Source organism: Duganella caerulea (genome assembly GCF_040362985.1).
Classification (GTDB): Bacteria; Pseudomonadota; Gammaproteobacteria; order Burkholderiales; family Burkholderiaceae_D; genus Rugamonas; species Rugamonas vulcania.
Map to the genome: position 1 here is coordinate 638,774 of NZ_BPWJ01000005.1, position 12,452 is coordinate 651,225.

The 12,452-nt window shown below is 70.4% G+C and carries 6 protein-coding genes; 2 read left to right on the forward strand and 4 right to left on the reverse strand.

Annotation, left to right across the window (positions count from 1 at the left end):
• The first annotated feature begins 19 nt into the window (after positions 1-19).
• Together slmA and pabB are read left to right on the forward strand one after the other, a co-directional pair.
• On the forward strand, positions 20-613 hold the full coding sequence (slmA, locus tag ACUJB0_RS18665; RefSeq protein WP_444846494.1) for a nucleoid occlusion factor SlmA: 594 nt from the start codon (positions 20-22) through the stop codon (positions 611-613).
• Positions 603-2,456, forward strand: coding sequence for an aminodeoxychorismate synthase component I (gene pabB / locus ACUJB0_RS18670; protein ID WP_444846495.1), 1,854 nt, complete (start codon positions 603-605; stop codon positions 2,454-2,456). The genes slmA and pabB overlap by 11 nt, the downstream gene beginning before the upstream one ends.
• Here pabB and ACUJB0_RS18675 read toward each other — a convergent pair.
• From ACUJB0_RS18675 to ACUJB0_RS18690, 4 genes are all read right to left on the reverse strand, one after another.
• The gene (locus ACUJB0_RS18675; protein WP_444846496.1) at positions 2,453-2,914 is read right to left on the reverse strand and encodes a GNAT family N-acetyltransferase; all 462 of its coding nucleotides are present in this window, start codon (positions 2,912-2,914) and stop codon (positions 2,453-2,455) included. The two genes, pabB and ACUJB0_RS18675, sit on opposite strands and share 4 nt — an antisense overlap.
• A complete protein-coding gene (locus tag ACUJB0_RS18680) occupies positions 2,914-3,273 on the reverse strand; it encodes a DUF1428 domain-containing protein (protein WP_444846497.1) in 360 nt (119 codons plus the stop codon). Before ACUJB0_RS18680 ends, ACUJB0_RS18675 begins: the two co-directional genes overlap by 1 nt.
• Positions 3,274-3,351: 78 nt before the next feature.
• Positions 3,352-5,067, reverse strand: a complete 1,716-nt coding sequence (locus tag ACUJB0_RS18685; protein ID WP_444846498.1) for a ShlB/FhaC/HecB family hemolysin secretion/activation protein — start codon at positions 5,065-5,067, stop codon at positions 3,352-3,354.
• A gap of 26 nt (positions 5,068-5,093) precedes the next feature.
• Positions 5,094-12,446 carry a YDG domain-containing protein gene (locus ACUJB0_RS18690; protein ID WP_444846499.1) on the reverse strand — a complete coding sequence of 2,451 codons (7,353 nt, stop codon included), beginning with the start codon at positions 12,444-12,446 and terminating at the stop codon, positions 5,094-5,096.
• Between the last annotated feature and the right edge of the window lie 6 nt (positions 12,447-12,452).

The window sequence follows — 12,452 nt, forward strand, 5'->3', positions numbered from 1 at the left end:
CACTTATCCGCGAGATCACATGGCAAGCACACCGCCGGGCCAGCGCCGCATGCAGATCCTGCAGGCGCTGGCGGAGATGCTGGAACAACCCAAGGGCGAGAAGATCACCACCGCCGCGCTGGCGCGCAAGCTGGAGTTCTCCGAGGCCGCGCTGTACCGCCACTTCGCCAGCAAGGCGCAGATGTTCGAGGGGCTGATCGAGTTCATCGAGTCCTCGGTGTTCGGCCTGATCAACCGCATCGCCGAACGCCAGAGCGACGGCCTGGCGCAGGCGCGCGACATCGTCGGCATGCTGCTCAACTTCGCCAGCCAGAATCCGGGCATGACGCGGGTGCTGACCGGCGACGCGCTGGTGAACGAGGACGAGCGCCTGCAACTGCGCATGAACCAGTTCCACGACCGCGTGGAGCTGGCGCTCAAGCAGGCCTTGCGGCTGGCCGTGACCGAAGGCCAGGCGCACGAGGCGGACGTGCAGGCGCGCGCCGGCATGCTGGTGAGTTTCGTCATCGGCCGCTGGCACCGTTACGCCAAGAGTGGATTCAAGAATAACCCTGCGCAGGACGCACCGTTGCAAATCGCCCTGCTGCTTCCCTACGTTGAAGATGAACGCTGAAGTATTCGCACTGCTGGACGACGCCAGCCCGGAAGGCACGCAAGCGCCGGGAGCGCGTTCGCGCCTGTACACCGGCCACACCGCCACCCTGCGCTGCGACGACATCGGCCAGTGGCCGCAAGTGCTGGAGCAGATGCAGGCGGCGCTGACGCGCGGCGAATACGCCGTCACCGTGTGCAGCTACGAGCTGGGCGCCGAGCTGCTGCAACTGGGCGCGCACGCGCCGGCCGCCAGTGCCAGCACGCCGCCGCTGGCGCAGATCCTGCTGTTCGCGCAATGCACGCTGCTGTCGCCGGCCGAGGTGGGCGACTGGCTGGCGGCACGCTCCTTCCCGATCGACCGCCCGTCCGGCATCGCCAACATCCGCCCCAACATCGGCCAGGAAGCCTTTAGCGGGGCGCTGGCGCGCATCCACGACTACATCGAGGCCGGAGACACCTACCAGGTCAATTACACGTACAGGCTGCGTTTTGACGCGTTTGGCAGCGTCCACGCGCTGTACGCCCGTCTGCGCGGACGCCAGCCGGTGCCCTACGGCGCGCTGGTGGGGCTGGAGGATGGTGGCGCCATCCTGTCGCTGTCGCCGGAGCTGTTCGTGCGCCACGAGGACGGCGTGCTGACCGCGCGGCCGATGAAAGGCACGGCGCCCGCCGCGCCGCCGTCGCAGGCCGCCGAGAACATCCAGCGCGCCACCACGCTGGCCGCCGATCCCAAGAACCGCGCCGAGAACCTGATGATCGTCGACCTGCTGCGCAACGACATCGCCCGCGTCGCGCAGACTGGCAGCGTCGAAGTGCCGGCGCTGTTCGAGGTGCACCGCTACAGCAGCGTGCTACAGATGACCTCCACCATCACCGCCAGGCTGCGCGACGACGCCACGCTGGCCGACATCTTCAACGCGCTGTACCCGTGCGGCTCGATCACCGGCGCGCCCAAGCGGCGCACCATGGAGATCATCCGCGAGCTGGAGCCGGACCCGCGCGGCATCTACACCGGCGCCATCGGCTGGTTCGATCCGCGCAGCGATGGCAAGGTGGGCGACTTCTGCATGTCGGTGCCGATCCGCACCCTGATGCTGCAGCCGGCGGACAGCCCGAACGGCATCCGCCACGGCGAAATGGGCGTGGGCGCCGGCATCGTCTTCGACAGCGACGCGCAGGAGGAATACGCCGAGTGCCAGCTCAAGGCGCGCTTCCTCACCGGCCTGAAAAACGAATTCGAGATTTTCGAGACCATGCGCGCCACGCGGGCGGACGGTGTGCGCCATCGCCAGCGCCACCTGAAGCGGCTGGCGGCATCGGCGGCCTGCTTCGACTACGCCTGGGACGAGGCGGCGGCCAACGCCTACCTGGACACCGCCTGCGCCATGCTGGACGCGGGCACCGACTACCGGCTGCGATTGGCCCTGAGCGCGGCGGGCGCGTTCTCGGTGCAGCATGCGCCGCTGTCGCCGTTGACGGAGCCGGTGCGGGTGCTGCTGGCGCCGGACACCACCGAATCGGGCGACCTGTTCCTGCGCCACAAAACCAGTGTCCGCAGCCGCTACGACGCCGCCTGGCGCGACGCCGAAGCGCAAGGTGCGTTCGATACGCTGTTCTTCAACGAACGCGGCGAGCTGACAGAAGGCGGCCGCACCAACGTGTTCGTGCGCGTGGACGGCCGCTGGCTCACACCCGCCTTGAGCTGCGGCCTGCTGCCCGGCGTGATGCGCGGCGTGATGCTGGACGATCCGCAGTGGCAGGCCAGCGAAGCCATCGTCACGCGTGCGATGCTGGAGGCGGCCGATGAAATCCTGGTCTGCAACGCGCTGCGCGGCGCCATGCGCGCCGTGCTGGCCAGCTAGGCGCGCCACTCCAGCATCTTGTACGCACCGGAGTCGCCGGTCACGCGGAATCCCAGACGCTCATACAAACGCTGCGCCGGATTGCTGACCTCCACCTGCATGCTGATGCCGCCGCCGTCGCGCGCGGCGTCCTCCTGCAAGCCGCGCAGCAGCTGCGTGCCGTGGCCCTGCCCCTGCCAAGGCGGCAGCAGCGAGATGTCGATCACGTGGGTCATGGCAGGCAGCCGCGCGACATAGAAGCGCCCTATCGCCACGCCATCCAGTTCGACGATATCGAAGTGCGCATCGGGATAGGCCGCGCGGTAGTGGCGGTCCTGCGCGTCGAACTGCATGCGCAGGAAGATCTCGGCCTGGCTGGAGTGCCAGCCGAACAAGCTGATTTCATTGGCGCGGGTGGAGGCGTACACGCTGCGCAGGAAGGCCTCGTCGGCGGGCTGGGTGGGTCGGCGTTCCAGCATCACAGGTCAATCATCATTTCGAAGCCGCCCCAGATCATGCGCTTGCCGTCGAAGGGCATGTTCTTCGGATCCATGTGGTGGGCGATGCGCGGATCCTTCATCACCTTGTCGTTGATCTCGTCGCGCGCAGCGCGCGAGGCGTAGACGATCCACGAGAACACCACGGCCTCGCCCTCCTTCAGGTCGACGCTGAGCGGGAAGGACGTCACCTTGCCGGGCGGGACATCGTCGCCTATGCACTCGCGGAATTCAAGCGCGCCGTATTCCTTCCAGACCTTGCCGCACTCCATCGACATTTTCTTGTACGCCTCGATGTTTTCCTTCGGGACCGGAATCACAAAACCATCTACGTAGGACATGGCCGTCTCCTTTTCAGTGGGAGATTCAGGGTAGCCAAATCCGGCCTGGATGACAAGCGGCGCACCGCCTGCCCTGCTTCAGAAGTAGGTCGAAACGTTGAACCAGGCGCGGATGCGGGAGGAGCTGCCGTCGGCATCCGCGCCCTTGCTGCTGCGGGCCGGATTGCTGCCCACCTTGGCCGCCACCTGGATCTGCACCACGGTGCGCTCCAGCGGACGCCAGCTCCAGCCCAGCCCCAGGCCTTTGAGGCTGTAGCTGTTGCCCGGACCACCGCCCGCCAGCGCGCCCTCGTACACCTTGTGGTTCAGCGTGATGTGGCCGTAATCGAAGAAGGCCGCGATGTCGGACTTCAGCGCCGGCAGCTCGTAGTGGCCCTCGAGCGTCATCACATACCCCTCGTCGCCGCTGGCTTCCCCGGCCGGATAGGCGCGCACCCGTCCCGGCCCGCCGAGCGACATCTTCTCGCCCGATTCGAGGTTGGCCGTGGCCAGCTGCCCGCTGACGCTGGCCGACACCATCACGCCATCGCGCAGCCGCTGGTATTGGCTGGCCTGGTAGTTGACGCGCGCGAAATGGCCCTGGGTGCCGGCGGCATCGGCCGCCAGCGAGGCCGGATTGGCCGACAGGTCGACCTTGCCCGGCGTGACATCCAGCGAGGCGCTGGTGTAGCCGCCCAGCCAGCGGTATTGGCTGGTGTAGCCGATCCCCAGCGCCAGCGTGTCGACCCGCTTGTCGCTGGTGCGCGCGCCGTTGGCGTCATTGGTGTAGCGCTTGTTGTCGTAGCCGGCGCGCAGCTGGATGTTGGTGTCGCCGCTGCGCAGCAGCGGATGCGTCACCAGCAGCTGCGCCACCCTGGCGCCACCGAAGCCGTTCAGCGATGCGAACTCCGCGCCCAACTGGTAGCGCAGCGCCGAGTAGGCGGCGCCGACGCGGGTGCCGTGGTCGCCCACCGGCATCACGTAGCCGGCGCGCAGATATTGGAAATCGGCGCCGGTGGTTGAACCGAGCAGCGACGCCTGGCCGCCCGCGCCGCCGATATCGTTGAAATTGACGCCACCCTGCGCGCGCACGCGGCCGGTGTAGCGGTTGGACGAGTTGTCCACGCCGACGGTACCGCTGACAAGCGGCGCTTCGCTGAGCGCGATATCGAGTTCGGTCTCGCCCACGCGCGCGCCGGGCGCCAGTTCGGCGCGCGCGGTCAGGCCGGGGAAGTCGTCGGTCAGCAGCAGCGCGCGTTCCAGCGCGCTGTCGCGCAGCGGCTGGCCCACCGGAGTCAGCGCGTCGAAATAGCGGCGCGCCTGCTCCGGCTTGAGGCGCACGGTGGCGTCGGGCAGCAGCTTGATCTCGCCGACCCGCCCTTCCAGCACGGTGATACGCACCTCGCCCTGGCCCAGCTCCTGCGGCTGCAGCATGGCGGTGGCCAGCAGGTAGCCGCGCTCGCGGTAGCAGCTGGTGACGGCGTTGGCGGCGGTGCTCAGTTCGTCGAAGGTCAGTTCGCGGCCGGTGTAGGGCTTGAGCAGTTCCTGCAGCGTCGCTTCCGGCACCGCGCCGGCGCCGTCGAACACGAAGCGGCGCACCATCACGCGCTGTGCGCCGCTCAGTTGCACGCCCTTGCGGGCCTTGCTGTCCGGGAGCACGGGGCCGCCGGTCCTGGGTGTCAGGATCAGCGCCGGCGGACGGTTGGTTTCCAGCAGGCGGCCGGCGTCCGGAGCCGGCGTGGTTTGCGCCAGCACCAGCGCGGGGGTGAGCAGTATCGCCAGCGCCAATGCGCCCGCGGTGTGATTGTGATGCACGTGGTTCCTTGATTTCGTTTGCATTGTTATTCAGCGGTCCGCAGGCCGCCGTCGCGCGACGCCACCCGCGTGCCGCCTGGCAGTGTCGCCGTGCCGATGGCGGGACCGGACGGCGCGCCAAAGGTGGCGTTCGCGCCGGCACCTTCGTTGACGTTCAGGTTGGCCACGGTGCCAGCGCGCGGCGAAGCGCCGGTATGAGCGTCAGCGCCTGCGCCGGCGGTGAGGCCCGGAGCGACGGTGCCGGGGGCAGCGCCGACGTCCGCCAACCGCTGCTGCGGGAAAGCTGGCGCGGTCGGCACGGCAAGGCTGTTGACGCCCGGAGCGGCCGGCGTGCCCGGTATCACCGGCCGCACGATGGCGCCGATGGTGTCCGTCAATGGCACGCGCGGACTGGTCACCGTCAGCACGCCGTCAACGTAACTGACCTCGTAGTTCGGCAGATCGGCGCCGGCCAGGATGATTGGATAAGCGCCGGCCGGCGACTGCACCGTGGCGCTGGTGCTGGCCGTGACCGCGCCGACCGAGTCGCCGGCCACCAGCCCGCCGACCGTGTAGCCCAGGGCCGGATTGGCGGCGCCGGTGGCGCGCGCCAGGCTGTTGGCGGTGATGGTCAGGTCCTTGCGGGCGATGGCGGCGGTGGTCGTGGCGCTGGTCGAAGCCAGCGTGTAGTTGCGGGCATCGGCGCCGCCCAGCGACAGGCCGCTGACCGTGACCGTCTTGCCGGCGCCGGCGTTCTTGTCGGCGAAGGCCGCGCTGCCGCCCACCACGTCCAGCACATCGCCGGCGATGCGGTTGTCGGCCACCGAGAACTGCGCGGCCACCGTGCCGTCATAAACCTTGTCGACGGCGCTCACGCTGGCGACCAGCGCGCGCGGCGTGATCGCCGCGCTGGCCTTGAGGCTTGCCGCGTCCAGTTTGTAGTTGCCGGCGTCGGCGCCGGACAAGGCAACGCCGCTCAGGACGATGTTCTTGCCCGCGCCGGCGTTCTTGTCCGCGAACGCGCCGCTGCCGCTGATGCGTACAGCATCGCCGGCCAGCGCGTTCACGCTCAGGGCCACGCTGGCCGTGGTGCCGCCGTCGTAGACCTTGTCCGAGGCCGTCACAATGGCGCTCAACGCGCGCTGTGCGATCGTCGCGCTGCCCGCGCCACCCACCGAAATCGTGTAGTTGGCGGCATCGGCGCCGCCCACCGTCACGCCGTCCAGCCGCACCTGCTGCACGCCGGCGTTCTTGCTGGCGAAACTGGCGCTGCCGGACAGCGACAGCTCATCGCCCGCCACGCGGTCATCCTTGAACTGGACACTGGCGACGGTGGTGCCGTCGTACACCTTGTCGGCCGCACTGGCGCTGACGGCCAGCGCGCGCGGCGTGATCGATGCGGTGGCGCTGCCGGAGGTAGTGGTCAACCGGTAGTTGGCCGCATCGGCGCCGCTCAACGACAGGCCGGATACGGTGATCGTCTTGCCCGAGCCGACATTCTTGTCGCTGAACGCAGCCGACGATACGAAACCCAGGCTATCACCGGCGAGGCGGTTGTCAGTGAACGAGAGCGTCGCGCTGGTGCCGCCGTCGTACACCTTGTCGGCACCGCTGGCGGTAAAGCTCAAGTCGCGCTGCGTGATCGTCCCGCTGCCGTTGGCGGTGGCCGACGCCAGCCGGTAGTTGCCGGCGTCGGCGCCGGACAGCGTCACGCCGCTCACGCTGACGGCCTTGCCGACGCCCGCGTTCTTGTCTGCGAAGGCCGCCGTGCCGCCGGTCACCGTCAAGGCATCGCCGCCGATACGGTCGTCGCTCAGCGTGGCGCTGGCGGCGGTTGTGCCGTCGTACACCTTGCTGGCGGCGTTGGCCGTCACGGCCAGCACGCGCGGCGTGATCGCGGCCCGCACCGGCGCATTGCCCAGCGCGAGCACGTAATTGCCGCTGTCCGCGCCGCCCAGCGTCACACCGGTCACATTGACCGTCTTGGCGCCGCCGGCGTTCTTGTCGGCGAAACTGGCGCTGGCGTTATAGGCCAGGACGTCGCCGCGTACACGGTCGTCGTTCCAGGCCAGGGCCGCCGCGGTGGTGCCGTCATAGACCTTGTCGACGCCCACCGCGCCGGCGTTCAGCGTGCGCGGCGTGATGGCGCCGGTGCCGCCGCTGCCCGCCACGTCCAACACGTAGTTGCCGCTGTCCGCGCCGGACAGCGCGACGCCGCTGAAGGTCAGCGCCTTGTGGGCATCCACGTTCTTGTCCACATAGCTGGCGCTGCCGACGGTGACGTTCAACTGGTCGCCGCCGACACGGTTGTCGGCGAAGGTCACGCTGGCGGCGGCGGTGCCGTCGTACACCTTGCTCACACCCGAGCCGGTGACCGTCAGCGTGCGCGGCGTGATGTCCGCGCGGGTGGTGGCGCCGGTGTTCGACAGCGTGTAGTTGCGCGCATCGGCGCCGGACAACGCGATGCCGCTCACGCTGACGGTCTTGCCGTTGCCGACATTCTTGTCCGCGTAGCTGGCGGGGTTGCCGGCGAGGCTGAGCACATCGCCGCCCACCCGGTCGTCGGTCATGCTGACGATGGCCGAGGTGGTGCCGTCGTACACCTTGCCGGCGCTGGCGATGCCCACGTTGAGCGCACGCGCCGTGATGCTGCCGGTGGCGTCCAGGGTGGGCGGCGCAACCGCGTAGTTGGCGGCGTCCGCGCCACTCAGGGTGATGCCGGTGACCGTGATGGTCTTGCCGGCGCCGACGTTCTTGTCGGCGTAGCTGGCGGTGCCGCCGATGGAGAACTGGTCGCCCACGATGCGGCCGCTGTCGGTGTAGTCGACACGGGCGGCGACGGTGCCGTCATACACCTTGTCGCCGCCGGTCGCGGCGACCGTCAGCGCCTTTTGCGTGACGGTGCCGGTGCCGTTGGCGGTGCTCGATGCCAGCACGTAGTTGCCTGCATCGGCGCCGGACAACGCCACGCCGGTAACACTGAGCGCCTTGCCGCTGCCGGCGTTCTTGTCGGCGTATGCGGCGGCGCCGCTGGCGGTCAGCGTCAGCTGATCGCCCTGGATGCGGTTGTCGCCCAGCGTCGCCACGGCGGCGGTGGTGCCGTCGTAGACCCGCGTAACGCCGCTGGCGGTGGCCGTCAGCGTGCGCGCGGTGATGCCGGCGGTGGTGGCGGCGCTGGTGGAGGCCAGCGTGTAGTTGCCCGCGTCCGCGCCGTTGAGCGCGATGCCGGCCACAGTGACGGTCTTGCCGGTGCCGACGTTCTTGTCGGCGTAGCTGGCGTTGGCGCCAAAGCCCAACTGGTCGCCGGCGAGGCGGTCGTCATGGAAATCCACATGCGCGGCGGTGATGCCGTCGTACACCTTGTCAGCGCCGCTGACGCTGAAGACCAGCGCCTTGGGCGTGATGACGCCCGCGCCGGTGGCGCTGCCCGAGGCCACCTGGTAGTTGCCGGCGTCGGCGCCGCTCAGCGTGATGCCAGACACAGTGACGCTGCGGTTGCCGGCGTTCTTGCTGTCGTAACTGGCGCTGCCGGCCAGCGCCAGCTGGTCGCCGCCAACACGGTCGTCGCCCAGCGTGACGCTGGCGGCGGTGGTGCCGTCATACACCTTGCCGGCCGCGCCGACGGACACCGTCAACGAGCGCTGCGTGATGACGCCAATGGTGGTGGCATTGCCGCCGGCCGCCAGCACATAGTTGCCGGCGTCGTCGCCGCCAATGGCCACGCTGCCGATGGCGACCGCCTTGCCGCTGCCGGCGTTCTTGTCGGCGTAGCTGGCGCTGCCGCTGTAGGTGATGGCGTCGCCGGCCACGCGGTCGTCGCTGTAGGTCACGGTGGCGGCGGTGGTGCCGTCGTACACCTTGGTGGCGCCGGTGGCGACCGCGTTCAGCGTGCGCGCCGTGATGCTGCCGGTGCCGCTGGCGCTGGAAGAGGCCAGCACGTAGTTGCCGGCGTCGGCGCCGCCCAGCGCCAGCCCGGACGCCGTCACGGTCTTGGCGTTGCCGACGTTCTTGTCGGCGTAGGTGGAGGCCGCGGCGGACACGGTCAGCACATCGCCGTTGACACGGTCGTCGTCCAGCGCGATGGTGGCGCCGCTGTTGCCGTCGTAGACTTTGCTGGCGCCGGTGGCGCTAACGTTCAGCGTGCGCGCCGTGATGGCGGCCAGCGTGGTGACGCTGGATGCGCCCAGCGTGTAGTTGGCCGCGTCCGCGCCGGACAGCGTGATACCGCCGACGGTGATGGTCTTGGCGGCACCGGCCTGCTTGTCGGCGTAGCTGGCGCCGCCCGAGGCCAGCACCAGCTGGTCGCCGGCGATGCGGTCGTCGCCCAGCGTCACGCTGGCGATGGTGTTGCCGTCGTAGACCTTGCCGGCGCTGGTGGCGCTGGCGTTGAGGGTGCGCGGCGTGATGCTGGCGGTGGTGGCCGCCGTGCCGCTGCTCAGCGTGTAGTTGCCGGCGTCAGCGCCGCCCAGCGAGATGCCGCTGACGGTCACGCTCTTGCCGGCTTGCGCGTTCTTGTCGGCGAAGCTGGCGTTGCCGCTGATGCTGAGCGCATCGCCGTTGATCGCATCGCTGCTGTAGTTGACGCTCGCGTTGCGGGTGCCGTCGTACACCTTGTCGATGCCGGCCGCCGCCACGGTCAGCGCTTTCGGTGTCACCGTCAGCGTGGCGCCGTTGCCGGCCAGGTTGATGGTGTAGCCCATCGCGCTGGCCAGCGTGCCCTGGCCGATGGCGTAGCTGCCGGCGTTCCTGCCGCCGCCCGCCACGCCGAGCGCGCCGCTCAACGCGGCGGAGATGTCGCCGTCGATATAGCCGCCGACCGAATAGGCCAGCGGGCCCGCGCCTTGGCCGTCATACACCTTGCTGGCGTTGGCGGCGGTGATGGTCAGCGTCGGCGCGATCGAATACAGGAACCAGTTGCCGGCGGCCGCATAGGCCGGCGTGCCGCCGCCATAGCTTTGCGCGTAATGCTTGTTGTACGCGGCGGTGGACACGCCCTCCACGCTGGTGGCCGGATTGGCGGCATACACCAGGAAGCGGCCGGCGCCGGTCAGGTTCAGGCCAGTGCCCAGCGGCGTCGCCTGCGCGGAGTTGTTGGTGAACAGGCCGCCGCCGGCCGGGCCGGCCACCACTTCGATGGCGGTGCCGCTGCCCGACGCGGACAGCACGCCGCCCGCGCCCAGCGCCACGGTGCCGACGGTCGGCCCCTGGTTCTTCACGCTGATGGCGCGCGCCGTGACGGCGGCGTTCACCTGCAGCGCGCCGTTGTCGCGGTTGGTCTTGCCGCTGCCGTCGGCGATCGCCAGGTTGACATCGCCGCCGCTGGTGAGCGCGGCGTTGACTGTCAGCGTGGCGGCGCCGGCGTCGCGGTCGGCGTCGACCGGGCCGGTGGAGGGCGTCGGCTTGCTGTCGTTGGCCACCACCGTCAGCGAGCCGCTGCCCAGCGTGATGGCGGAATTGAGGACAACGCTGCGGCCGGCCTGCAGCGTCAGCGAACCTGCGCCGGCACCGGCGTTGATCGCGCTGCCGCTGTCGAGCGTCAGGTCGTTGCTGGCCTGGAGCGTGAGCGAGACGCCGCTGGCCAGCTGCGCCGCCAGCGCGACCGAGCTGACGGTGGAGGTGCCGCCGCTCGGGTTGGCGTAGGACTGGTTGTCGGCCGGCGACGGCGCCAGCACGAAAGCGTGGACGCTGCCGCTGCCGGCGGTGCCGGCCAGCGCGCCGTCGCTGTACGGCGCGCCGACCACCATGCGGTCGCCGGCGCCGTTGAGCGCCACCGCGTAGCCGAAGCTGTCGTAGTCGTTGAGCGGGACATCCACGTTCGGCGCGCCGCCGTAGCCGCGCCCCAGCGTGGCGCTCAGCACCGGCGTGGCGTAGCCGGTGTTGGCGAAGTCGTAGATGCGCACCGAGCCCGGCCCCAGGGTGGCGCCGCCGCTGGCGGGCGACGATGGGGCGCCCACGGCCAGCCGGGTGCCGGCCGCGTTGAAGGCCAGCGCGGAGCCGAAATATTCGCCGTCCAGCAGCGCCACGTTGGTGTTGTTGCCGCCGCTGGCGCCCGCGCTCAGTTTGCGCAGCAGGGCCGGGGCGGCGCTGCTGTCGTACAGGTAGACCGCGCCCCGGCCGTTGCTCTCGCCGATGGCGCCCACGGCCAGGCGGTCGCCGGCGCCGTTGTAGGCCAGCGCGGTGCCGAACAGCGCGTCGCCGCCGCTGCCGTTGAGGGTGGCGGTGCGGGTGATCGCGGCCAGGTCGCCATTGGCGTACAGGTGGGCGGCGCCGGCGTTGGTGGCGGCCGTGCCGTCGTACAGCGCGCCTACCGCCAGCTTGCTGCCGTCGCTGTTGAGCGCGACCGCCGTGCCGAAGGCGTCTGCGAACGCGCCGCGCGGATTGGCCACCGTGGCCGTGGTGGTGGCGCCGCTGAAATTGGCGCCGCTGTAGCGGTACTCGTACACCTGGCCGACGCCGCCCTGCTGGCCCGGCGCGCCCACCGCCAGCGTGCGGCCGTCGCCGCTGAGCGCGACGCTGGCGCCGAACAGCGCGTTGGCAGGCAGGCTGACATTGGTGTTGCCGTTGCCGGTGTAGCCGGCGCCCAGCGTGCCGCGCAACATGGCGCCGCCGAAGCTGTCGTTGGTGAAGGTGTACAGGCGCACCGCGCCGGCGGCGCTGGTCGCGTTGTCCTGGCCGGCGTCGTTGGGCGCGCCCACCGCCAGCTGGGTGCCGGAGGCGCTCAGCGCCACGCCGGCGCCGTAGGCGTCGCCGGAATCCAGCCCGCCGACATTGACGTTGCCGCCGCCGCTGCGGCCTGCGCCGATGATGGCCTGGTAGGTCCACTGGCCGGCGTCGGCGCGGATGATCAGGTTCTTCGGATCGAGCAGCAGCTGGCCGCCGGCGCCGACCGTCACCTTGTCCAGGCCGACCGAACGCAAATCGCCTTTGGACGAGATCTCCACCGCGCCGCCTGCGGCCGCGCCGGTCGCCTTGAGCGCACCCAGCATGGTGGTGGTGTCCTGCGACCAGACCACGGCGGTGCCGCCCTGCCCGGCCGCGCCGCGCGCCGACACGTCGATCGCGCTGCTGTCGTTGATGAAGGTGGTGCCGGCGTTGGCGATGGCGGCGCTACCGTCCCAGCGCGTGACGAAGCGGGCGAGGTCGGGCGCGCCGGCGGCCGGCGTGCCGCCCTGGAAGGCGCCGCCCACGCGCACCAGCCCGCCCCGGGTCTGGCCGGAGGCGTCCAGCACCGCGCTGAACAGGCTGACGTCCTTGCCGCTGGCGTCGATGCGCCCGCCCGCGCCGCTGCCGCCGCGCGCGCTGTGCAGCGCGGACGAGGCCAGGCCGGTGCCGGCGCCCAGCGTGATGCTGCCGCCGTCGGTGGCGCCATCGGCGCGGCTGGCGGCGCTGCTGTTTTCCACCAGGGC